Raw genomic sequence first — 24,153 nt, forward strand, 5'->3', positions numbered from 1 at the left:
ACCCGGCCCCTGTTAGGCGGCCGGGGCTGCTGGCTACCGTGGCGGCATGTCACACTCCGCCCGTAGCGCCTTCCTTGCCCATGCCGAGCGTCCAGCTGGAACAGCTGGACATGAACGGTTGCCGTACCACCCCTCGCCCTCCCCCAGGCGCTTTCCACGGGGGTTCGGCCGTGCGCGGCGCAACGGACCTCCAAAGCGAAAGCCCACACTCAGGGCGTGGCTTTCCCGCAACCGGCGGCTTTGCGTCGCGCTGCTTCTATGCCTTGCTGCCGGTCTGGCGGTACAGCAGCTGACTCCTGCGTCGGCCGCCCGGGTCAGCGTCCTGGTCGCAGCCCGTGATCTACCGGCCGGCGCGAGCCTGAAGGAGTCAGATTTCACCAGGGTCGATGTCGCAGCCGAACTGGCCATCTCCGCGTGGGTGGATGATGTCGCGACCCTGGTTGGGCGCCAGCTGGCCTCTCCTTTGGGCAAGGGACAAACACCCACGGACTCAAGCCTCCTGGGCCCTGGCTTGCTCGCGGGCACTCCTGCAGGTTCCGCTGCCGTCCCCCTGCGCATGGCAGATCCTTCTTCCATCCAGCTTCTGTCGCCGGGGCAGCTGGTGACCGTTGTCCTCACGGCGTCCGGCAGTTATGACGAATCCCGCCAGAGCCAGGTTTTGGCTGGCCCTGTTCCTGTTCTCTGGACTTCGGCCCAGGGCGGCAAGGCCGGCGAATGGCTTGGCACCAGCGATACAGAAGGGCTGGTGGTGGTCGCTGCCAACCCCCAACAAGCAGAAAAGCTTGCCGGCGCATCCACGCAAGGCAAGCTTTTCTTTGTTCTGGTCAGCCCATGAAGCTGCTCAATCGCTCATCCCCAGTGCGGGGGCTTCTGTTCCTTCAACCACTGCTCGTGGTCATAGCCTGCTTCATCGCCCCATCTGCGGGGATCGTCCTCCGCGGCCTTGGTGGGGAGGATGCCGCCCGAGCTGTGCTTGGCAGCCGTCGGCTCGGCGGCGTTTTCAGCTGCCGTGTTGTCCGATCCACTGTTCTCCCCGGCAGAGCCGTCGGTGGAACCATTTCCTTGTTCCGTCATTGGTGCTTCTTTCCTGTCCCCTGTCTGGTCCCGCGTCCCCTCCGCATCCTCCTCGGGTTGGTGATCCGGTCCGGTGGCCGGGGAACGGGTGAACACAGGCTGAGCCTTGTCCAGATTCAATTGTTCAACATCCATGTCCAGGAAGCCATGTTGAGACGGCTCGGCAGCCTTCGGAATGTGGTTTTCCAGTCCAAGGTAGGAACCGATGCGATCGGCGCAGGAGGACGGGTCCGTGAAGACTTCGATCGTCCACAGCGACATGTAACGCCACCCCATGCGCTCCAGCAGTTGAGGCCGCAGCCGGCTGCGTTCACGGACACTCATGCGCCGGTATCGTTCCGTGCCATCGGACTCGATGGCGACGGGCGTGGGAATTTCAGCACCTTCCCTGCCAATGGTGTGCACAGGATCAGCGGCTGCGGCTATGTCCAGCACACCGTCGTAAAGGTGCCAGACACGGGCGCCGCGGGCACGCAGTCGTTCGCCAAGATCCGCCACCAACGGGTCCTCGCCAAGTGCTTGCTCGCTGGCAACGGCACGGGATGCCGGGGTTCCGAGATTGCTGTTCCCCGAGAGCTCCCTGTCCAGCAACTCGTAGAAGTCCACTGCGCCGTGCGCCAGGCGATCGAGGTCGAGGTCCTCGGGCCGGAAGCAGCTCAGGACGTGCATGGAGCGCCGGGCCCTGGTCATGGCCAAGGCAAAGCGGTTACGCCCACCCTCAGTGGACAGCGGTCCAAAGGAGTGGAGCGCCCGGCCATGCGGGGTGCGTCCATACCCGAGGGAGAAGATCACATGGTCCCGCACCAAGCCCTGCGCGCGTTCCAGATCCACCACGCGGAAGGATTCGGGGCCGGCGGCGAAGAAGGAAGACAGCAATGGATGGTTCGGCAGTTGGAGCCTGATGGCCTCGCCGATCCTGGCAGCGTGGCGCAGGCTTGCCGTCACCACAGCCAAGCTGGTGCGGGGACGCAGCGTGGCATGTTCAAAGACAAGATCCACCACCCGGTTGACCTCGGCAGTGACGGACTCGACCCCCTCGTGATCGGCGCCCGGAAGGCCGGTGCCGTCAGGGATGTACTCCACAAGGATCGAGCGATCCAATCCCGTAACCGAGTTGCCGTCGGGCAGCCGCTTCAGGCCGCCGTCGTAGTAGTTCTTGCTCAGCTGCAGGATCAAGTCTTCATCCACTGCCCGATACACCCAATTCAACTGCCACGATGGCAGGACCCTGGCCAAGGCCTTGAAGGCACTCTCCACAGTCTCGTGGCTCGCGACTCCGGCAACCGGGGGTTCGACGGCCACGCTGAAGGTCCGCGCATTGGCAATCTTCGCGTCGCCGAAAGCAACTACCTGCCGTGCACGGGCGATCGCGGGAAGGACCGCTTGCAACGAGGTGGACTCAGCGTCGATGACCACAACGGCATCAAACTTCTGCTCAGCCGGCAGGACGCCGGTCAGCAGGTACGGGCTGACCGACCACACCGGGACAAGCAACGGCACGAGGTCCGGGGCTTGGGCGCTCAGCGCAGGCAGGGTAACCCGGCCGTCTTTCAGCAAGGCCCGCAGCAGTTCAGCCTGGCGAGGGTGCTCCACCAATCCCTGGCGCCACCTTTGGGCAAGCTGCCATCGGAGCCGCGCAGCACCGCTGGCGATGTGGGCTTGGTCAGCAAGCCGGAACTCAGCTTCGAGGCGCCTCAGGGAGTCGCCGTCGGACATCGCAAGATAGTCGTCGCCGCTGATCATTGCCTCCAGCGCGGACTGCCACCAAGCCAGGTCCAGCTCCGCGGCCACCGAGGACGCAGGTACCTCCCGCTCCGCCAGATCCGCCAAAAGCTCCCCGAGGCCGTGCTCGCGCATTTCTTCAATGAGGAGCGTGCGTTCGGGCAAGGTTTCCAGCGTGGCGGTGTCAGCTACGAGCTGTTCCAAGCGTTCCATCAGCTCCGCGTAAGGCGTACCGTGGAGCGAGCCTCCGGCCGACGTGTGTTTGAGCGCCTCACCGAGGCGCCGCAGCTCAGCGTCCAGCTCCCGGTACAGTGCGCCGAGGTCGGCCAGGCCGGAAGGAACGGCCGGGTGCCGCTGCGTAGTGGCGTAACCGGCCCACAACGCACGCTGCTCCTGGACAAGGACCAGCGAGCTGTGGAGATCGGCGATATGAACACCGGGCCGCACATACTCCTTGGCGACCCGCCGCAGCCGGGACCGCTGCATGGAAGGCATCTCGATGTTCCGCTCGCGGCGCCACGCAGAACTGGCCGTCGCGGAGATCAGATCGTGAACCGGACGGTCAAAGATGTCCGGCGTGAACTTGTCCAGGCTCTCGCGCACGGCAATCAGGAGTTCGAGCTGCGCGCCCCACTCAGTAAAGGTTTCTCCCAGGCGGATCTCAGCGTGATCGGACACCTGTTTCATGCGGTCACGCAGGACAGGAAGCTTCTCAGCCGCCAAGCGGGCAAGTTGCTGCGCTTCCTCGGTTTCCTTGCGGGTGACCAATCGGGCACCGTACCAAGGGCTGTTGGTCGAAGCCCGGCTGAAACTGCCAAGTTCGGCAGCGCGACGGAGCCGGGCCGCCAGCTCTTCCCGGTCCTTGATGTTGTCCAGGACACTGCGCTTCAAACGAACTGTCGTGGAGGGTGCCGGATGGATCGAAGTCAGTTCAGCAAGTGACTGCATGGCCTGATACGGCGAGCATCCCCATCGTTCGCGCACGTTATGCAGGGAGGCGACATGGTCCATGAGGGCGTGCCGATGCCCGGTCAGTGTCTGGTGAAGGTTGCCGAGCTGGGGCTCAAGAGCCTTCTCGTTGCGCATGATGGCCCGGACCAGCTGGCCCTTGAGCTGCTGGGGGGTGGTTCCATTGCCTGGCCGGAACAGAAGCGAATCCAGCCCCAGTGATTCCAGGTGCGCGGAAAGCCCGGCAAGGCTGGACTGCCTGTCCCCCACCACCAGGACCGACTTTCCTTCGCACACCAGTGCGCCAATGGCGTTGATGGCAGTCTGCGTTTGTCCGCTGCCCGGGGGTGTGCTGACCACCAGGGAGTCTCCAGCCCGAACGGCGTCAACCACGTACTGCTGGTCCGTGTCGGCGTCGAGCAGGAGCAACTCTTCGGCCGGGTCACGGAGGTCCAAGCTGGGGAACCTGCCTGCCTTGATGGGTTCCGGCTCGATGTCGCCACCGTTGGCCGCCGTCGCCAAGGCCGCCACGGTGGGGTTGTTCAGATTGATCCAAGGATCATCCAGGTTGCCCGACAGATCGGCCAGGGTTGTCACCAGGAGATTGAACTCAACCTCAGCGCCATGGATCGGCTGAACCAGCGTGGACAGGCGATCCAGGACGGGTTGCGGATCCAAACGTGCGGTGTTGTAAGCCATTCGCGCCACGGCATTGACGTCAAAGACGATGCCATGGACGGTCTTGAGGTGACGCACCAGGGCGGGGTTCATCCGGGCTTGCTCAGTGAGCTGAAGTTCGAAGTCGTCCTCCCCCGGCCGGACCGTCAGGACGATGGACGTGAGCATCACGGGTGCGGAGACGCGCTGTGGCTTGCCGCCCACCGCAGAGGTCCACACCACGGTGCCGGCAGAAAGATACCCGGCTTCGATACCGCGATCGTTGCTGAGTTCGAAAATCTTGGATCGGATATTGCGCGCCGCACGTGCCGCGACCAAGTACTGCTGGCGGTCTCTGATGAGCGTCGACAGGCGCGTCCGACGCCCTGCCAGCAACTGCGCCAGCCCAGAAGGGTGCGCGTTGCTGAGGTCAATGGCGCCTTCGGGCGTCTTGACGAAACGCAGCATAGTGTCTGCCCCGGTGACGGGTTTGAGACCAGACAGCCATTTGCGGAGCTCTTCGGAGCCCTCTTCCTGGCCTTGACCTACTGACACAACTTCTGCCTTCTTTTCTGTACTAGCTTTAGACGCCTTGGACCATACCGGCATACTTTCGAGGGTAGCGGGAATCCACGGCGAGCCCGCTCCGCAACGCTGTTCCGACGCGAAATTGCCCGGTTTTCACTGCAACATGTCAATCGCTCACCGGCAGGGAACTGCCGGAAAAGCACAGTGGCCGGCTTCCCGATGGAAGCCGGCCACTCAGAATGCTATTCCCACTCGATGGTTCCCGGTGGCTTGCTGGTGACGTCCAGCACCACGCGGTTGACCCCATCGACCTCGTTGGTGATGCGGTTGGAGATGCGCGCCAGGAGGTCGTAGGGCAAACGCGACCAGTCCGCCGTCATGGCGTCTTCGGAAGACACCGGACGCAGCACGATCGGGTGGCCGTACGTACGGCCGTCGCCCTGCACGCCAACGCTGCGGACATCGGCCAGGAGGACAACAGGCATCTGCCAGACGTCGTTGTCGAGGCCAGCGGCCGTCAGTTCGGCGCGAGCGATGGCATCGGCTTTGCGCAACAGATCGAGCCGTTCCTTGGTCACTTCGCCCACGATGCGGATACCCAGGCCGGGGCCGGGGAACGGCTGGCGGCCTACGATTTCCTGCGGCAGACCCAGCTGCGCGCCTACGGCACGAACCTCGTCCTTGAACAGGGCGCGAAGCGGCTCAACCAGCTCAAACTGCAGGTCGTCGGGGAGCCCACCGACGTTGTGGTGGCTCTTGATGTTTGCAGCACCCTCGCCACCACCGGACTCGACGACGTCCGGGTACAGCGTCCCCTGGACCAGGAACTTGATCTTCTCGCCTTCGGCAGCAGCCTGGGCGATGATGGCCCGCTCTGCTTCCTCGAAGGCGCGGATGAATTCGCGGCCGATGATCTTGCGCTTGGTTTCGGGATCGCTGACGCCGGCAAGAGCCGACAGGAAGCGTTCCTGCTCGTTGGCAACGTACAGGTTGACACCCGTGGCGGCCACGAAGTCACGTTCGACCTGTTCCGCTTCGCCTTCACGGAGCAAACCGTGGTCTACGAAGACACAGGTGAGCTGGTCGCCGACAGCACGCTGGACAAGGGCAGCGGCAACTGCGGAGTCGACGCCACCGGAAAGGCCGCAAATGACCTTGGAGTCGCCAATCTGCTGGCGGATGCGCTCCACCTGCTCTTCAAGGATGTTGCCGGTGGTCCAGTTGGGGCTCAGACCGGCGCCCTTGAACAGGAAGTTCTCCAGGACATGCTGGCCCAGAACGGAGTGCTTGACTTCCGGGTGCCACTGCACACCGTAGAGGCGCTTCTCATCGTTGGCGAAGGCAGCCACGGGGGCGCCGGCCGTCGTTGCCAGTACTTCGAAGCCCTCAGGTGCCTCGTGGACGGAGTCGCCGTGGCTCATCCAGGTGTTCTGGGACGMCGGGACGCCGTCGAGAATGGAACGTGCATCGCCCACCAGGAGCGCCTCGGTTGCGCCGTACTCACGCAGCCCGGTCTGGGCCACTTTGCCACCCAAGGCGTTTGCCATGGCCTGGAATCCGTAGCAGATACCGAAAACGGGAACCCCGGCCTCGAAGAGGTCGGCGCCTACGAACGGTGCGCCCTCAGCGTAGACGCTGGAGGGCCCGCCGGAAAGGATGATGGCTGCCGGGTCTTTGGCCAGAAGCTGCTCGGTGGTGAAGGTGTGCGGAACAATTTCCGAATACACATTTGCTTCACGGACGCGGCGGGCAATCAGCTGCGCGTACTGGGCACCGTAGTCAACAACCAGCACCGGCTTCTGGGAAGTCTGGGGTGCGGTGGGAGTAGTCACCAACCAAGACTACTTTGCCGGACCGCCCCCGCGCACGTTGACAAGGGCGGCCGGAGGCCAAAACGGGCACTCCCGTTAGGCATCTCACATCGGGAACGGCCAGTGGCGCCTAGTAGCGCTTGGAAGCCTGGGGATTGGCTGCCAGTTCTGCTTCCACCTGTGCGTGGAACTTCTTCTCCACAATGAAGGACAACAGCGGAATCACGCCGCCCAATGCCAGCAGGACCATCTTGGAGAACGGCCACCGCATCAACGACCACAAGCGGAAGTTGGAGACGAGGTAAACCACGTACATCCAGCCGTGCACGATCAGCACCGTGGTGGAGATGTTGAATCCACCAATGACGCCCTTGGGCTCGGATTCGGCAAAGCCAAAGCCAAAGGGCTGGCCCGTCACGGCGTTGGTTCCGCCGGCGAAGAGTGAAACACCGAAAACGTACCGAGCGATCAGTTCAGCGCACAGCAGGAGCAGCATGGCACCAGTCAGGTAGGCCATGACTTTGTAGAACTTCAAGGCCGAACGGATCTGCGCTTCCGTCCCGCCGAACCGCCGCTTTTTGGGCTTCGGTCCTGACTGCTCAGGCTGGATGGCAGGTTTGGGCTCAATCATTGCTGCACCTTATGTTCTGGGTCGGGACTTGAAGGTTCGGTAGTTGCGGGCAAGGCATGGGGGTCTTCAGGGACCTCATCGTAGTAGTCGTCGTCCTCGTCGTCCTCGAGGTCCCGGCGGTAGTCATCACGCACCAGCCGCCACCAGATAAAGACGGAGAATCCGGCGAACACCACCCATTCCACGGCGTAGAAGAGGTTCAGCCAGTTGATCTGCTCTGCCGGTGGCTGGGGTGGAATATTGAGGGCTTTGACGTTGTCGCCCAGTGGGACGCTCACACCGCCAGCCACCTCGGATGTGGCCGCAATGAAACCGGGGTAGCTTGAAACATCCCAGCTGTTGATGAGTTCCGCGGTGGAGACCGCCGACGCGCGGCCCGGGCCGGCGTCGACATTTGGTACGGGCGCTTCGGACGGTATCAGGCGACCGGTCAGCGTAAGAGTGCCCGACGGCGGCGGGCCCGCTTGGGCGGCATCAGCCACCCAGCCGCGTGCTACGGGAATCCAGGTCTGCGGCGAGGCGGCGACACCCTTCAGCGTAGGAGCGCCGTTGACCTCGAAGGCCGTGACGATCCAGAAACCTTTTTGGTTGTTGTAAAGCCTGCCCTCGACCAGGACCTGCTTGCCTGGATCGTAGGAGCCGGTGGCGGTGACCATCTGGTCGGAAACAGAGCCGGGAAAGAACTGGCCCGGCTTCAGGACGTCGACCAGGGGTTTGACTTCTTCAGTGGTGGAAGCAGCAGGGCTCTCGTGCTGGGTGGACCGGCTGAGCTGCCACTGGCTAAGCAGCACGAACACCCCGGACAACAGAAGCGCAAAGACCAGTCCTGCGATCCAGCGGGGTTTCAGAGCGGTTTTCAACACCCCTTAACCGTACTTCGTCCGGCTGTAGAACAACGAAACGAGGGCTGGGGCCGCCTGGAGGGGCACCAATCCTTAGTGGTCGAAGAAGACCAGGCTGGAGTTGATGAGCTCGGAAATCACTTCGGGATCGTGCGCACGGCGCAGGGACTCCCTGAATGATTCCTTGGAGAGGGAACGCGCAAGCGTGGCCAGAACTTCAAGATGGTCCGAGAAGGAGCTGGCCGGTGTGGCGATGAGGAGGATCAGTGTGGCAGGGCCGTCTGCAGCCCCGAAGTCCAGCGCATGGCCAAACTTGGTGACGCCTACGGCGATGGAGATCCGGTCCACGAATTCGCTGCGGGCATGCGGAAGACCGATTCCGCCGGGAAGCCCGGTGGCCAGCTGGTGTTCTCGCGAATGTACCTGCTCCAGGAAACCATCAAGGTCCGAGATCCGTCCGGCCTGATGGAGCTTTTGAGCCAACTGTGCTGCGGCGTCGATCTTGTCCTCGGCAACAAGTTCAAGAATGACCGTGTCCGGGGTGGTCAGTTCCGCATCATATCGGTCCAGTGGTTCAGCCAAGTCGTGTTCCCTCCATGTGGCCTCCCGGCCTCAACTCCCTGCGCCTGTCAGCGGAGGGGAACGATGTCATCCACTCCCATGCGTGCGGCATCCGCCGATTCGTCATCGGGTTGCTGCTGGCTGAGTCGTTCAGCCTCCACACGTGCAAGGTAGTGCTTGATCTCGCTTTCACGCTGAGCATCGCTCCAGCCCAGGATTTCTCCCATCAGCTTAGCCACTACGGGCGCCGCAGACACACCCCGGTCCCACGCTTCAATGGAGATCCGGGTACGGCGGGTCAAAACATCGTCGACGTGCCGAGCGCCTTCATGGGTTGTTGCGTAGACGACTTCGGCTGCCAGGTAGTCGTCGGCGCCCGGAAGCGGCTCGCCCAGTTCTGGCCTGTCGGAGATCGTGGCGAGGACTTCCGATGCCATGGACCCAAAGCGGTTGAGCAGGTGCTCCACGCGTGCCACGTGCACACCTGCTTGCTCGGCGGACCTCCCCCGCCGGTTCCAGGCCGCTTTGAATCCCTCCGCTCCCAGCAAAGGAATGGTGTCGGTGCAGCTGGAAGGGACACGCTCGTCCATGGCCCTCGTTGCTTCGTCCACGGCATCCTTGGCCATGACACGGTAGGTCGTGTACTTCCCACCGGCCACCACCACCAGACCGGGGACGGGGTGGGCCACTACGTGCTCGCGGGACAGCTTGGCGGTGGAGTCATTGTCACCTGCCAGAAGCGGACGGAGTCCCGCATAGACACCTTCAACATCTTCACGGGTCAGGGGACGCTTGAGTACCTTGTTGACGTGCTCCAGCACGTAGTCAATGTCCTTGCTGGAGGCAGCCGGATGGGCCTTATCCAACGTCCAGTCCGTGTCGGTAGTACCGATAATCCAGTGCCGGCCCCAGGGAATCACGAAGAGCACCGACTTTTCAGTACGAAGGATCAGACCCACAGTGGACTGGAAGCGGTCCCGTGGCACCACCAGGTGGATTCCCTTGGAGGCACGGACCTTGAGCTGGCCACGGTCTGTGACCATGGCCTGCGTTTCGTCTGTCCACACGCCGGTGGCGTTCACCACCTGCTTGGCCCGGATCTCGAAGACGCTGCCGTCCTCCTGGTTTTCCACCTTGGCACCCACCACGCGTTCGCCCTCCCTGAGGAAGTCGACCACGCGGACCCTGTTGGCCGCGTGTGCCCCGTAATGCGCCGCTGTCCTGACAAGGTTGACCACAAGCCGGGCATCATCGACCTGGGCGTCGTAGTAACGGATCGATCCCACGAAGGCATCGTCTTTGAGGCTGGGAGCCGCACGCAGGGTGCCGCGTCGGAAGAGGTGCTTGTGCATGGGGACACCACGGCTGTGGCCGGACGTCAGACCCAAGGTGTCGTACAGCATGATGCCTGCGCCCACGTAGGGGCGTTCCCAGAAACGGTGGGTCAGCGGGTAGAGGAACGGAACGGGCCGGACCAGGTGGGGTGCGATCTGCTGGATCAGCAATCCGCGTTCCTGCAGGGCTTCCTGGACCAGCCCGAAGTCCAGCATCTCCAAATAGCGGAGGCCACCATGAATGAGCTTTGAGGAGCGGGATGACGTGCCGGACGCCCAATCCCTGGCTTCGACGATGCCAACTGTGAGCCCGCGCGTGACCGCGTCCAGGGCAGCACCAGCGCCCACCACGCCGCCACCGACAATCAGGATGTCCAACTCCTTGCCTGGCTCGGCAGTGGCTTTCAGGACATCAATGGATGCGGCACGGGATTCCGGGCTCAGTGCCCCCGGAGAATTCACCTGCGGACCGCCTGCGACATTGCTCATCGGACCCCTCCTCAAACGCAACAGCTGGTAATCCCCTACCCTACTTGTTGCTCGTCGCCTTGGGCAGGGCTGCCGATGAGGTGCATCCGGACAGAATCCGGCAAAAAAAGACCCCGGGAGCAGCGTGTGGTCTGTTCCCGGGGCCTCCTTCTGTTTTAGGCCTAGCCGAGGTACGGCGAAACGACGACGTCGACCCGCTGGAACTCTTTCAGGTCCGAATAGCCGGTGGTCGCCATGGAGCGACGCAGGGCACCAATGAGGTTGGAGGTGCCGTTGGTGTGGTGTCCGGGACCGAAGAGAACTTCTTCCAGGGGGCCAACAGTTCCAACGTTAACCCTGTCGCCGCGCGGGAGTTCAAGGTGGTGGGCTTCCTGGCCCCAGTGCCAGCCCTTGCCGGGGGCTTCCTCGGCCCGTGCCAGTGCGCTGCCCAGCATGACGGCGTCGGCGCCCATGGCAACTGCCTTGACGATGTCGCCCGAGGCGCCCATGCCGCCGTCGGCAATGACATGCACGTAACGGCCGCCGGACTCATCGAGGTAATCACGGCGGGCGGCGGCGACGTCGCTGATGGCCGACGCCATCGGCGAGTGGATGCCCAAGGCGCGGCGCGTAGTTGTGGTGGCACCGCCGCCGAAACCGACCAGGACGCCGGCAGCGCCGGTGCGCATGAGGTGCAGCGCCGGGGTGTATCCGGCGGCACCGCCGACGATCACGGGAACGTCGAGTTCGTAGATGAACTGCTTCAGGTTCAGTGGCTCGTGGTTCTTGGAGACGTGCTCGGCGGAGACCGTGGTGCCACGGATGACAAAGATGTCCACACCGGCGGCGAGGACGGTCTTGTAGTGCTCCTGGGTGCGCTGCGGCGTCAGGGAGCCTGCCACCGTGACGCCGGAGGCGCGGATCTCGGCAAGGCGGCTGGTAATGAGTTCAGGCTGGATGGGTGCCTTGTAGAGATCCTGCATGCGCCGGGTAACGGCAGGGCTCGCGGTTTCGCCGGCGAGCGCTGAGATCTCATCCAGCACGGACTGGGGATCTTCGTAGCGGGTCCACAGGCCCTCGAGGTCCAGGACGCCGAGGCCGCCCAAACGGCCCAGGGCGATGGCGGTTTCCGGCGACATGGCCGAGTCCATCGGCGCTGCGATCACCGGAATGTCGAACTTGTAGGCGTCGATCTGCCAGGAGACGGAGACGTCCTTGGGATCGCGGGTCCGGCGGTTGGGGACGATCGCAATGTCGTCCAGGGAGTAGGCACGACGCCCACGCTTGCCACGGCCAATCTCAATCTCATAAGTCACGGCTCTTACTTTACTGGACCCCTTGCCGAACCCCGATTCGGCAAATGGCGTGGACACTTCACAATGCGCCAAGAAGACATTGAAAGCCCGGCCGGTTCCGGGTGCGCTGGCTACTTGCCGTGCGCGCCTGGCAGTTTCCACATGGGCAGAGGTGCCCATGGCAGGATCCCGGACAAATCCGATAGCCTGCGGAAACACACCACACCATGCAAGGGGGAACCATGGCGCCCGGATTCTACGGAGCCGACATCGAACAGCTCCGCTCGTTGTCCAAGCAGATGGGACAAGCCGGGAGCCGGCTCCAGAACCAGGAACTCCAGGTCAACAGCCTGATCACCAGCGTGGCGTGGAAAGGAAACGACGGCGAGCGCTTCCGACGCGAATGGAGCAGCACCCTGCGCCCCATGTTGCACAAAGCCTCCCGTTCCCTGGATGACGCGTCCAAGATGCTCCGCACCCAGGCCGATGAACAGCAGAAGGCCAGTGCTGATGGCGGCGTTGCCGGCTTCGGACCGGGCGGATCTGGCGGTCCCGGTGGGTCTGGCGGACCGAACGTCCCACAGGTACCCGGTACCAATGGAAGCCAAGTCGCCCCCACCACTGGCTTGGAAGGCGTGCTCGGCGTCAGCGGCAGCCAGGGATGGTGGGCCGGAAACGCCCTCGTGACTGCCAACGGCGTGGTGGCGGACTCCATCCTGGCCCAGATGGCCAGGGGCGGATTGGTGACTGAACTGACGAGGTGGCCGTGGCTGAGTGCCCAGTACGGACAGGCTGCCGGCGCCGGGTATGTCAGGGGCACCCAACTGCTCAACGGCAGTTCGATGCTCGGCCGTGTCTCGGGAGGATTGGGCGTCGTGACCGGCGGGTTGCAGGTCTATCAAGGCATCCAGACGGGACACCCCGGAATGGCCGTGGACGGCGGCATCTCCGCTGCCCTGGCCGTGGGCAGTTTCGTCCCGGTTATCGGCCCTGCCTGCGCCATCGCCGGTATCGCGTGGGGCGGCCTGGGTCTATTGGCCACCAACATGGGTTACGATTCCGCGTCTTCCATGATCGCTGATGGCGCGAAACATGTGTGGGAGGGAGCGCAGGACGCCGCCGGAGCAATAGCCGACGGCGCCAAGAAAGTCTGGGGATGGCTCACATGACCCCGCGACTTCCTAGACTGGACACAGAACCGCTCAAGAGAAGGCAGAAATGACCACGCAGACCGAAGAAACCCAGGCATTGCTCATTACCGAACATGAGCTCATCGCACTTATTGCACTGGCTGGCACCGACGGCGCGCTGAGGTGCCAGACCCTCTTCCGCCTCGACCACGCAGCCGGGGCTCCCCTGGAACAGGCAGGGGTATCCACGCTGTTGGAGCGTGGATTGATGAAGATCGAAAACGACGCACTCCAGCCCGTCGGCCCGGCTGCCACGGTGACAGCAGTGCTTGCAGATTCCACGTCGTGGCTGGAAACGGCCCTCGTAACCCCGTCCTCGGAACATGTCTCCTTCATGTTTGGCGCAGAGCAGGGCGCACTGCTGCTCAACCTGAGCAAGTACGGCGTTCACGAGCTGCACCCCATTACGGGCTCCGAAGGCATGGTCACCACGGCCATCCAGATGGCCGATTACTACCTGAAGCAAGCACCGGACGGATACCCCGCGGCCGCCACAACGCGCCGGCACTTTAAGGACGGAACCTCCCGCGCGGTCCACGTCAAAGCGGAGGCCGACGGTTCCCTGTCCATCGCTGAAGGCGAGGGCGAAAACCTCGACTCGTCGGCCCTCGCGAGTGAGCAGCTCGATTCCCGGATCCGCGCAGGACTGGAGCAGCAGAACGCGTGAGCTACCAGTCCGGCCCCGCTCCACTTTTCCATTCCGACCGCCCCTTGGACTATTGGCTTTCCCCTGAGCTCTCCGCCATCACTCCGGCGAATGCGCGCTCCCGCCTGCGCGAAATCGCCGGCGCGCGCGGCGCCTACATGGGTGCCTGGGCTGCCGGGACCGGAATCGGAGCAGTCCTCGTCCTTTTGGGCGTCGTCCTCGCGGTCCGGCTTGGCACCTTCGCGACTATTGCCGCCCTCAGCCTTCCCGGCGCGGCAGTCGCAGTGCTCTGCGGCGTCTTCTACGTCCGGGTGCGGGACCGGTTGCCGCGGACAAGCCGTGCGCTGGTCAATCGTGGGCCCGGGAGCCTGCGGGGGGCGCTCTCCTTCGTAGCGTTTGTCCTGGTCGTCTTCGCGGGACTGTTCGCTTTCACAGCCAAACCCTCAACGTGGCAGGACCCCGGGACGCTGCTGACACTGGCAACGGTTCTTGCGTTCATGATCTTCCTTTTGGTGGCCGCGATCCTCGTCCCCGCCACCATCATGGGCCGTTCACGGGAATCCCTGCGTCGGAAAGCTGCTAGTGATCCACGCTTCCGGGCGCTTTTGGAACAGGATCTTGCCACCTGGCGCGATCCCGTGGGCAATGCCGGCTACGGCCCGCTCTAAGCCTCGGGACTCTCCCGGCTGGCCTCATCCACCGAAAGCTGGGACTCGAACATCCTGAAGTACCGTCCGCGCAGGGCCACCAGTTCCCTATGCGTACCTTGTTCGGCGATTCGACCGTCCTCCAGCATGTAGACGATGTCCGCCTTCTCAATGGTGGCAAGGCGGTGGCTAATGGCGATGATGGTGCTGTTGCGATCGGCGAAGAGCCTCGTGAAAATCCGGTGCTCGGCCAGGGCATCAATGGCTGAGGTGGGCTCGTCCATCACCATGAATGAGGCGTCACGGTAGAAGTTGCGGGCCATTGCCAGCCGCTGCCACTGGCCGCCRGAGAGCCCGCTTCCCTTCCGCCCGCGTGGATCTTCCATCCAGTTGCTGACATGGTTTTCCAGCCCGTTAGGCAGCTTGTCGATGAACTCCATGGCCTCCGCGTCGGATGCCGCCTTCCGGATGCGCAGATCGTCCCGGGGCAAGTCGACGTCGCCGAGGTAGATGTTCTCTGCGGCCGTGGCGAACTCGTACTTCAGGAATTCCTGGCTCAGGACTGCCAGGTGCCGGTGCCAGCTGGTCACGTCAATTCCGGCCAGATCCTTCCCGTCCAACAAGACCTGGCCGGAGTCGGGACGGTAGAGCCCGGCCAGGATCCGGATCAGCGTGGATTTCCCGGCGCCGTTCTCCCCCACGATGGCGATGTGCTGCCCCGCCTTGATGGTCATGGAAATACCCTTGATGACCTCGATGTCGCTTCCCGTATAGCTGAAGCGGATATCACGCAGTTCCACGGTGGTGGGCGACACTTCCAAGGGCTGTTCGTTTCCGCTGGGCACCGGCAACGCCATGAAAAGCTCGTAGTCCTTCAGGTTGGCCAGGTCCTCGTCAATGGAACTGAGCGAGGACACCAGGTTGTTCGCCGTTGACAATGCACGGCTCACGATCTGCTGGACGTAGAGGAACTGTCCCACCGGCTGGGCCCTGGCAATGATCTGCCCCACAACCCACACCAGCGATACCACTTCAGCGCCGTATTGCAGGGCGTCGGCAGCCAGCTGCTTGGGGATGTACCGTTTCTGGAAGTCCAGGCGCCTGCGTTCGTCGGCATCCCTCAACCTGGAGCGAAGTTCCATGAGATAGCCGACAATGCCGTACAGCCGCATTTCAGCGATGTGCTGTGGCCGCAGCAGGTTCTGCTCGATCATCCGGCGCTGCCTGCGCGAATCCACCTGGGTGTTCCAGTGGGCGATCTGTTCACGCGACAGCTTGAACTGGAGGTAGACGCTGGGCACGATCGCCACCAGCACGATCACGGCAATCCACCAACTCACCAACAGCAACGCGCCGACGGCTAGAATCACCGAGACGAGCTGGGTGAAGATGGCCGCAATCCGGTCCAGGACCCGCGCATAGGAGTCGGAGAAACGCTTTGCGCGGTCGTAGAGATCCACGGTCTCTTTGTCGTCGTAGCGCCAGAATTCCAGTGCCAGGAACCGTTGGTACATCAGGTCGCCCACGATGGCGCCCACCTTGAAGCTCATCAGCTGCTGGATGTAGCGGTCCACACTGCTGAACGCACCCCAGAACAGGCCCAGGGCAGCTGTGATGACGACGTAAAGCACTGCGCGGGGGCCCGCGTCGGGGTCCCCTGCGTAGCCGGCAGCCAGGGCCGTGGTGGTCAACGCTGCAAAGTACGTGGTGACAAGCGGCAGGGTCGCTGAGATCACCGAGCCAAGGACTTTCATGATGACCGCCACCGGTGAGGCCTTGAAGCTCACCTTCAAGACCTGCCCGACGGCGCGTGCGTACGGCCGCAGGGCCAGCTTACGGGGCGGCGCTTTTCCCGGTTGGCCCGGATTCAGCGGGATCGACTCCGGGTGCCGCGGTTGCGCGGACTTCTCTGACATGTGCCCAGCCTATTCCCGAGGGCCGACATTACCGTCGGGCGGATACCGGGCGGTTACACAGTCGGGTGGTTAAACAACTGTTCCCCGCGGTAATCCGCGGGGAACAGGAGGTGCTTAGCGGGAGCCGTAGTTGGGGGCTTCCACGGTCATTTGAATGTCGTGCGGGTGGGATTCCTTCAAGCCTGCCGGGGTGATGCGGACGAACTTGCCCCGGGCCTTGAGTTCGGGGATGGTGGGCGCACCCGTGTAGAACATGGTCTGGCGGAGACCGCCAACCAGCTGGTAGGCGACCGATGCCAGCGGGCCACGGAAGGCAACGCGGCCCTCGATGCCTTCCGGAATGAGCTTGTCATCGCCGGAAACATCAGCCTGGAAGTAGCGGTCCTTGGAGTAGGACGTGTTCTTGCCACGGGACTGCATGGCACCCAGCGAGCCCATTCCGCGGTAGCTCTTGAACTGCTTGCCGTTGACGAAAATGAGGTCGCCCGGGGACTCCTCACAACCTGCCAGGAGGGATCCGAGCATGACGGTGTCGGCGCCGGCGACCAGCGCCTTGCCGATGTCGCCCGAGTACTGCAGGCCGCCGTCGGCGATCAGCGGGACGCCTGCCGGGATGGCAGCCTTGGCGGATTCATGGATTGCGGTGATCTGCGGAACGCCCACGCCTGCAACAACGCGGGTGGTGCAGATGGATCCGGGTCCGACGCCAACCTTGATGCCATCGGCACCGGCGTCGATCAGAGCCTGCGCACCTTCACGGGTGGCGGCCTGGCCACCGATCACGTCAACGTGTGCTGCAACGGGATCGGACTTCAGGCGGCGGATCATGTCCRGGACGCCCTGGGAGTGGCCGTTGGCCGTGTCAACGAAAAGTGCGTCAACGCCGGCGTCGATGAGCTTCATGGCGCGCTCCCAGCCGTCACCGAAGAAGCCAATGGCAGCGCCGACCCGCAGGCGGCCTTCATCGTCCTTGGTGGCGAGCGGGTACTGCTCGGCCTTCGTGAAGTCCTTGGTGGTGATGAGGCCCTTCAACCGGCCCTGTTCGTCCACCAGCGGGAGCTTCTCGATCTTGTTGGTGGCCAACTTGTGCGAGGCTTCGTCGCGACTGATGCCCACGTGCCCGGTGATGAGCGGCATCTTGGTCATGGTGTCGCTGACACTACGGAACGGGAAGTCCGATTCCGGGATGAATCGGGTGTCCCTGTTGGTCACGATGCCCAGGAGGCGGCCGTCGGTGTCAACAACCGGCAGGCCGGACACGCGGTACCGGGAGCAGAGCTCGTCCAGTTCCTGCAAGGTGGCTTCCGGACCGATGGTCAACGGATTGGTGATCATGCCGGACTCGCTGCGCTTGACGCGGTCAACGTGCTCCGCCTGGTCGTCGATGGCGAGGTTGCGGTGAACCACGCCCAAGCCACCCTGCCGCGCCATGGCGATGGCCATGCGGGATTCGGTCACGGTGTCCATGGCGGCGGACAGCAGCGGCGTCTGCACGGTGATGCGCTTGGAGATCCGGGAAGACGTGTCCGCTTCGGACGGGATGACATCCGTGTGTCCGGGAAGCAGCAGGACGTCGTCGTAGGTCAGGCCGATAAGGCCGAAGGGATTGTGTTCGGGCTGGGTCATGAGTGCGCCTCTTACCTTGGTTCCGGGGGCTTAACTGGTAGGGGTTGCAACTGATGACCAGCCCGTCATTACGGGACTGGCCTGTGCATAAGTGTTGAATAAATAGTAGAACCTCCGCGGCAATCGCCATATTCCGTAACGCCGGAGTGTGAGCAACAGCACTGGCGGCAGGCCGCCGTCGCCGGTTTTCAAGTCCCCGGGGAACGAAAATCAGCTGCGTGACCAGCCGGTGGCCGCCAGGAGCCGCTCCTCGAACATCGGGATCATGCTTTGCACGTAGGTCTTGGTGAGGTGGTTGTCGTCCTTGTAGACATAGACATTTCCCACGACTGCCGGGCACGTGCCCTGCTCGCAGATGAAGTCGCTCACGTCCATCAAGTACAGCCGGTCGACTTTTCCGACGTAATCATCCAACGGTGAAGATTCCGCAAGGGACTCTTCCAGCGGCGCCTTGCAATCGGGCGAGTCGGGGCCCTTTTTCTGCACGCATTCGGGCATGTTGATGCTGAACCTGGGATTGTCGCGGATTCCCACAACATCGATCCCCGCGTCCGTGAACGGTTTGATGCCTTCGAGGTAGCCGGGCACCTCCGTCTCGAACGGGGCATCGGCGTGCGTCAGCGACGCCACTGTGAATACGGCGTCAGGCTTGTGTTCCATCACGTAGTTGGCGCTGGCCTTGTTGAATTCATTGCACTCGTCGGTACGCTCGACGGATTCGGCGCCGAAGCGGCAGCTGCCTTTGAGCAACGTCACCACTTCCCAGCCGTGCTGCTTGGCGATGGGGCCGAGCGCCGCCATGTACTGCTGGGCGTGCGAATCACCGAGGACCACTATTTCCTTGGTGACGACGTCGGGTTCGTCGTTCTGGAGGCAGCCCTGCAGCAAGGGGTCGCTGGGCCCGTTGTCTCCGGTGCACAAGCCGTCGATGTCAGCCCACTCGTCCTTCATGGCCGCAGGGGCCGGAATGATCATGGCCTCCTGGGCCGGCTGCCCGACGAATTCCGGCGACAAGGCTGCAGCCCCTGGCGTCAGTTCCTTGGGCTGGCCGGCAATCGCCGCATCTTCAGCGGCGATGGCACCCTGCCAAACAGTCACCGGCATGGCGAGCAACGCACCGCAGGCGGCTATCACGACGGCGGCGCGCCAGGAGCGCACGTCCGGCCACTGCCAGCGGCGCATGGGCTCCTCCACGAACCTGGTGGTGCCGATCGCAAGGAGCATGGACGCCGCCATGATGCCCAGGCCCTGCAAGAGGCTCGGAGCCGTGGTGCCGCTGACCAGCAGGAAGAACACCAGGACCGGCCAGTGCCACAGGTAAAGGGCGTAGGAGTTGTTACCCACCAGGACCAACGGCCGTGAGCTCAGGAGGCGATCGACGCCGAAACGGCTGCCGCTCTGCCCGGCGACGATGACAGCGGCGGCGGCAAGCGTGGGCCACAACGCGATGAATCCCGGGAAGGACCGGTCAACTGTCAGGACCAGGCCACAGGCGAGCATGGCGGAGATTCCAGCCCAACCGAGGAACACCCGGAGCCTGCGCCCGGGCTTCAGGTACGGGAGTGCCAGGGCGAGCAGGGAACCCAGTGCGAACTCCCAGAGCCGGGCACGGGTATCGAAGTACGCGTACTCCTGGTTGTTGGCGGTCTGGTCGATGGAAAACACCAGGGAGGCCAGGAAGACCGCGCCGAACGCGAAGAAGAGCAGGCTCCGGTGACTCAGCGTCCGCCCCTTCGGGAGAAGCCGGGCCAGACTTGGTTGCAGCAGCGCCACGGCAGCGAAGACCAGGGGCCACAGGACAAACACCTGGCCCTGGACAGACAGGGACCAGAAGTGCTGGAGCGGGCTGGCACCGGAGTGGTCTTGCGCGTAGTAATCCACGGCATTGTCCGCTAGCTGCCAGTTCTGCCGGTAGAACAGGGACGCCCAGGCTTCGGCCAGGACATCCGGCCAACGGCTCTGCGGAATGAATGCCCAGGTCGCCAGCAGAACACCCAGCAAAACCACGACGACGGCGGGCAGGAGTCGCTTGAACACGTGGAGCCAGTGCCGCAGCAGTTTCAGCGGCGAACCGGCTTCGAGCTTCCGCGTGAACGACAACGTCAGAAGGAAAGCCGAGATGAGGAGGAACACGTCCACCCCGCCCGAGACCCGGCCAAGCCAGATGTGGTAGGCAGCGACCATGAGCACAGCCAGGGCGCGCAGGCCCTGGACTTCCGGACGGAAGCCGCGTTCCGGCGTCGTGATTTTATCCACGCTGCGAGTGCTGGTGCGGGTGTTCATCATCGTTGCCACCCCGTCGCGGCAAACCACCTCTCATCAAGCATGTCCGTCATGCTCTTCACATAGGTCTTGGTCAAGTGGTTGTCGTCCAGGTAGACGAAGGTATTGCCGATGATGGGCGGACAATAGAGGCCGATGCAGATCAGGTCTGTCATGTCGATCAGGAACAGGTCCTGATACTTGCCCATGACTTCCTCAAAGGGGCTCGGCTCTGCCAGTACGTCCGCTTTCAGCGGCCGGCAGTCCGGGCTGTCCACTCCCTTCGAAAGGGTGCAGTCCGTCAGGCTGTAAGTGAACCTGGGATTGTCCCGTACTGCGACGACCTCAGTGCCGCGGGCCGTGACTTCCGAGACGAGTTCCTCGAATCCATGCGTCAGCTTCTCGTCCGGTTCCGAGGGTTCGGCCTTGGTGCCCACCGTGAAGATGGCGTCGGGGGCGTGCTCCTCAATGTGTTTGCGCACTTCCCTGTTGAACTCATTGCACTCGGGCTCGACATCGGAATCGTCGGTTGCAAACGGGCAGGCCCCGTACAGCAAGGCATACAAGCGCCAGTGGTGTTCTTCAGCCATCTGGCCCAGCGCGGCCAGCCATTGCTGGGAATGCGAGTTGCCCAGGACGAGGACAGTCTTGGTGGCATCAGAGCCCACGTTGTTCTGCTGGCAGTTGTCGCGCAGCAGCTGCGACTCCGGTTTGGTATCACCGGAGCAACCGTCCGGAAGCTTGGCCCAGTCGCGCCCGATCCGTTCCGCGGTGGGCTGGGTGAGGGCGYTGGGGGCAACCTCGTTCACATACGTGGGCAGCAGTGCCTTGGCGCCGGGATTGTCGAAGACCATCCGGGCTTCAGCGGCCTGCTGTTCAAGGTCCTGCCTGTATTGAAAGCCCATCAGGGGCGCAGTGACCACGGCAAGGCAGGCGACGATCGCGATGAACGAACGGCGGCGCTTCATCTCGGGCCACTTCCACTGGCGGAAGGGCTTCTCAATGTACTTGGTGGTGAGGAACGCCAGCGTCAGCGAGAGGGCGATGATGGCCGTGCCGGAAAGCCATCCAGCGTGCTCTTTGCCGCTCCATCCCAGCGCGATGACCAGGATGGGCCAGTGCCAGAGGTACAAGGCGTAGGAGTTGTCGCCCAGGCGGACCAGGAACTTGGAGCTCAGGATCCGGTCGACACCGAAGCGGCTGCCGGTCTGGCCTGCCGCGATGACGGCGACGGCTGCCAGGGTGGGCCACAATGCCACGAAACCCGGGAAAGCCGTCTGGACCTGCAGCACGATGCCGCAGGTGAGCATGGCAATGACGCCGATCCAGCCCATCAGTACGCGGACGGGTTTGGAGAAGTTCAAGCCCGGCAGCACCAGGGCCAGCAAGGTGCCCAAGGCAAATTCCCACAGACGGGCGAAGGTATCGAAGTACGCCACAGCCTGGTTCGTGGCCGTGAAGATGATGGAGTAGACGAACGAGACCAGGAAAATTATGGCGAAGACGTACACGAGGGTCGCCCGGTACCTGAGGGCAAAGCGGCGGCACAGAAGCGCGACCGCTGCGAAGATCACCGGCCAGATGATGAACACCTGGCCCTGGATGGACAGTGACCAGAAGTGTTGCACCGGGCTGGCCATGCTGTGGTCCGTGGCGTAGTAGTCCACCGCAAGCTGTTGGAGCAGCCAGTTCTCGTAGTAGAACAAGGACGCCCAGGCCTGCTGGACAATTTCAGCCCACCGGGTAGGTGGCAGGAGGACGAAGGTGGCTGTCAGCGTTCCCAGAAGGACAACCACGACGGCGGGCAGCAGCCGCCTGAACAGGTGCAGCCAGTGCCGCAGGAGGTCCATGGGGCGGCCCTGTTTATAACGGCCCGTGAACTGCAGGGTCATGAGGAACGCGGAGATGAGGAGGAAGACATCCACCCCTCCGGAAACCCGGCCGATCCAGATGTGATAACTCACCACCATGAGGACGGCCAGTGACCTGAGACCTTGGATTTCAGGGCGGAACTTGGACTTTCCAACGGGACCGGAAGCCCGCCTACCGCGGTGGGCAGGGGCTGTAATCGCTGGGGTAGTCACGTTAGGCAGTTCCTTAAAGCGGCTGGCACAAAGCATCCATAATACGCGGTTCAGCCCACCCGCCCCCAGTTCGAGGATGCTGCTGACCGCCTTCCGCACCTCCCCCGGGCCCGGTTCAGCCATCCATTCTTGCAGCTCTTCCTGTGTGTGACCTGTGCCGATGCGTCATTCGGATCCCTGCGGCCACAGCGATACGCCGGCCCGGAAGTTGTGATGCATCGCACAGGATCTTAACAGCAGAAACCCCGGTCACAACTAGGTGCGACCGGGGTTTCCGCGGGACAGGCGCTTAGTGCTGGTGGCCTGCGTGCGCGTCTTCTTCCTCAGCGGGCTTCTCGGCAACCAGGGTCTCGGTGGTGAGAACCAAGGCAGCGATGGAAGCGGCGTTGCGGAGTGCAGAGCGGGTGACCTTGACGGGGTCGATCACGCCGGCGGCGATCAGGTCCTCGTACTCGCCGGACTTGGCGTTGAAGCCGTGGTTGGCTTCGAGTTCGGAAACCTTGGCGGTGACCACGAAACCGTCGAAGCCGGCGTTCTGCGCGATCCAGCGCAGCGGCTGGACCAGTGCGCGACGAACGATGCCTACAGCGGCCGCAGCGTCACCTTCGAGGTCCTTGACCGCCTGGGACTCGTCCAGGGCCTTCAGGGCGTGGATCAGGGCGGAACCGCCACCGGAAACGATGCCTTCTTCGAGGGCTGCACGCGTCGAGGAAACGGCGTCCTCAATGCGGTGCTTCTTTTCCTTCAGCTCAACCTCAGTGGCTGCGCCAACCTTGATGACGCCGATGCCGCCAGCGAGCTTGGCCAGGCGTTCCTGCAGCTTTTCCTTGTCCCAGTCGGAATCCGTCCGGGTCAGCTCAGCGCGGAGCTGTGCAACGCGGTCGGCAACGTCCTGGGCCGAACCGGCACCGTCAACGATGGTGGTGTTGTCCTTGGTGACCGTGATGCGGCGGGCGGTACCGAGTACCTCGAGGCCAACGGAGTCCAGCGTCAGGCCCAGGTCCGGGGAAACTACCTGCGCACCGGTCAACGTAGCGATGTCCTGGAGCATGGCCTTGCGGCGATCGCCGAAGCCCGGAGCCTTGACGGCAACGACGTTGAGCGTGCCGCGGATACGGTTGACGATCAGGGTGGAAAGGGCTTCGCCTTCGATGTCCTCAGCGATGATGAAGAGGGGCTTGTTGGCCTGCAGGGCCTTCTCGAGCAGCGGCAGGAAGTCCTGCAGCGAGGAGATCTTGCCCTGGTTGATCAGGATGAGGGCGTCTTCGAGGACAGCTTCCTGGCGTTCTGCGTCGGTGACGAAGTACGGGGAGAGGTAGCCCTTGTCGAACTGCATGCCCTCGGTCAGGACCAGCTCGGTCTGCGTGGTGGAGGACTCTTCGATGGTGATGACACCATCCTTGCCTACCTTGCCGAAGGCCTCGGCGAGGAGCTCGCCGACTTCATCGCTCTGCGCGGAGATGGCTGCGACGTTGGCTACCTGGGTGCCTTCGACTTCGCGGGCATTCTCCAGGAGGCGTGCAGCGACGGCTTCCACTGCAACTTCGATGCCGCGCTTGATCTCGCCGGGAGCTGCGCCGGCAGCAACGTTGCGCAGGCCTTCCTTGACCAGGGCCTGGGCCAGCACGGTTGCCGTAGTGGTGCCGTCACCGGCAACGTCATTGGTCTTGGTGGCTACTTCCTTGGCAAGCTGGGCGCCAAGGTTCTCGTAGGGGTCGTCAAGCTCAACTTCACGGGCGATGGTGACACCATCGTTGGTGATCGTGGGGGCGCCCCACTTCTTGTCCAAGACGACGTTGCGGCCGCGCGGGCCCAGCGTCACCTTGACAGTGTTGGCGAGCTTGTCGATACCGGCCTCAAGAGACCGGCGGGCAGCATCGTTAAAAGCAAGCTGCTTTGCCATGGTTGTGT

General features: G+C 63.3%; 16 protein-coding genes. 4 read left to right on the top strand and 12 right to left on the bottom strand.

What is annotated here, in order from left to right; translation table 11 throughout:
* Positions 1–46 precede the first annotated feature (46 nt).
* Positions 47–835 carry an RcpC/CpaB family pilus assembly protein gene (locus AB4Y81_RS08125; RefSeq protein WP_441995643.1) on the top strand — a complete coding sequence of 263 codons (789 nt, stop codon included), beginning with the start codon at positions 47–49 and terminating at the stop codon, positions 833–835.
* Between the two features lie 14 nt (positions 836–849).
* Here the strand turns inward: AB4Y81_RS08125 and AB4Y81_RS08130 are convergent, their stop codons facing one another.
* From AB4Y81_RS08130 to AB4Y81_RS08160, 7 genes are all read right to left on the bottom strand, one after another.
* On the bottom strand, positions 850–5,010 hold the full coding sequence (locus AB4Y81_RS08130) for an AAA family ATPase (protein ID WP_441995644.1): 4,161 nt from the start codon (positions 5,008–5,010) through the stop codon (positions 850–852).
* Positions 5,011–5,171: 161 nt separating this feature from the next.
* Positions 5,172–6,761: a glutamine-hydrolyzing GMP synthase gene (gene guaA / locus AB4Y81_RS08135; protein ID WP_441995645.1), complete on the bottom strand. Its 1,590-nt coding sequence runs from the start codon at positions 6,759–6,761 to the stop codon at positions 5,172–5,174.
* A gap of 109 nt (positions 6,762–6,870) precedes the next feature.
* Entirely contained in the window at positions 6,871–7,371 is a 501-nt protein-coding gene (locus AB4Y81_RS08140) for a DUF3817 domain-containing protein (RefSeq protein WP_018776612.1), read from the bottom strand.
* The gene (locus AB4Y81_RS08145; RefSeq protein ID WP_064721616.1) at positions 7,368–8,234 is read right to left on the bottom strand and encodes an SURF1 family protein; all 867 of its coding nucleotides are present in this window, start codon (positions 8,232–8,234) and stop codon (positions 7,368–7,370) included. Before AB4Y81_RS08145 ends, AB4Y81_RS08140 begins: the two co-directional genes overlap by 4 nt.
* 72 nt (positions 8,235–8,306) lie before the next feature.
* Entirely contained in the window at positions 8,307–8,795 is a 489-nt protein-coding gene (locus tag AB4Y81_RS08150; protein ID WP_018776614.1) for a PTS sugar transporter subunit IIA, read from the bottom strand.
* A 47-nt stretch (positions 8,796–8,842) separates the two neighbouring features.
* Positions 8,843–10,597: a glycerol-3-phosphate dehydrogenase/oxidase gene (locus AB4Y81_RS08155; RefSeq protein WP_018776615.1), complete on the bottom strand. Its 1,755-nt coding sequence runs from the start codon at positions 10,595–10,597 to the stop codon at positions 8,843–8,845.
* A 161-nt stretch (positions 10,598–10,758) separates the two neighbouring features.
* Complete coding sequence (locus AB4Y81_RS08160) at positions 10,759–11,892, bottom strand: GuaB3 family IMP dehydrogenase-related protein (RefSeq protein ID WP_018776616.1); 1,134 nt, start codon at positions 11,890–11,892, stop codon at positions 10,759–10,761.
* Positions 11,893–12,113: 221 nt separating this feature from the next.
* On the opposite strand from AB4Y81_RS08160, the gene AB4Y81_RS08165 reads away from it, so the two are divergent.
* The 3 genes from AB4Y81_RS08165 to AB4Y81_RS08175 are packed head-to-tail and all read left to right on the top strand — an operon-like array spanning position 12,114 to position 14,375.
* Positions 12,114–13,040 carry a WXG100 family type VII secretion target gene (locus AB4Y81_RS08165; RefSeq protein ID WP_441995646.1) on the top strand — a complete coding sequence of 309 codons (927 nt, stop codon included), beginning with the start codon at positions 12,114–12,116 and terminating at the stop codon, positions 13,038–13,040.
* A gap of 49 nt (positions 13,041–13,089) precedes the next feature.
* Positions 13,090–13,728 carry a hypothetical protein gene (locus AB4Y81_RS08170; protein ID WP_018776618.1) on the top strand — a complete coding sequence of 213 codons (639 nt, stop codon included), beginning with the start codon at positions 13,090–13,092 and terminating at the stop codon, positions 13,726–13,728.
* Positions 13,725–14,375 (top strand): hypothetical protein, encoded by a 651-nt coding sequence (locus AB4Y81_RS08175; RefSeq protein WP_052247246.1) that lies wholly within the window; start codon positions 13,725–13,727, stop codon positions 14,373–14,375. The genes AB4Y81_RS08170 and AB4Y81_RS08175 overlap by 4 nt, the downstream gene beginning before the upstream one ends.
* Here AB4Y81_RS08175 and AB4Y81_RS08180 read toward each other — a convergent pair.
* From AB4Y81_RS08180 to groL, 5 genes are all read right to left on the bottom strand, one after another.
* Positions 14,372–16,270, bottom strand: a complete 1,899-nt coding sequence (locus AB4Y81_RS08180; protein ID WP_018776620.1) for an ABC transporter ATP-binding protein — start codon at positions 16,268–16,270, stop codon at positions 14,372–14,374. The two genes, AB4Y81_RS08175 and AB4Y81_RS08180, sit on opposite strands and share 4 nt — an antisense overlap.
* A 114-nt stretch (positions 16,271–16,384) precedes the next feature.
* Positions 16,385–17,896, bottom strand: coding sequence for an IMP dehydrogenase (gene guaB / locus AB4Y81_RS08185; protein ID WP_441995647.1), 1,512 nt, complete (start codon positions 17,894–17,896; stop codon positions 16,385–16,387).
* Between the two features lie 210 nt (positions 17,897–18,106).
* Positions 18,107–20,182: an acyltransferase family protein gene (locus AB4Y81_RS08190; RefSeq protein ID WP_441995648.1), complete on the bottom strand. Its 2,076-nt coding sequence runs from the start codon at positions 20,180–20,182 to the stop codon at positions 18,107–18,109.
* Entirely contained in the window at positions 20,179–22,278 is a 2,100-nt protein-coding gene (locus tag AB4Y81_RS08195; protein WP_441995658.1) for an acyltransferase family protein, read from the bottom strand. Before AB4Y81_RS08195 ends, AB4Y81_RS08190 begins: the two co-directional genes overlap by 4 nt.
* Before the next feature lie 253 nt (positions 22,279–22,531).
* Positions 22,532–24,145: a chaperonin GroEL gene (gene groL / locus AB4Y81_RS08200; protein ID WP_018776624.1), complete on the bottom strand. Its 1,614-nt coding sequence runs from the start codon at positions 24,143–24,145 to the stop codon at positions 22,532–22,534.
* Positions 24,146–24,153 lie beyond the last annotated feature (8 nt).

It is taken from the genome of Paenarthrobacter sp. TAF1 (genome assembly GCF_052113825.1).
Taxonomy (GTDB): domain Bacteria; phylum Actinomycetota; class Actinomycetes; order Actinomycetales; family Micrococcaceae; genus Arthrobacter; species Arthrobacter nicotinovorans.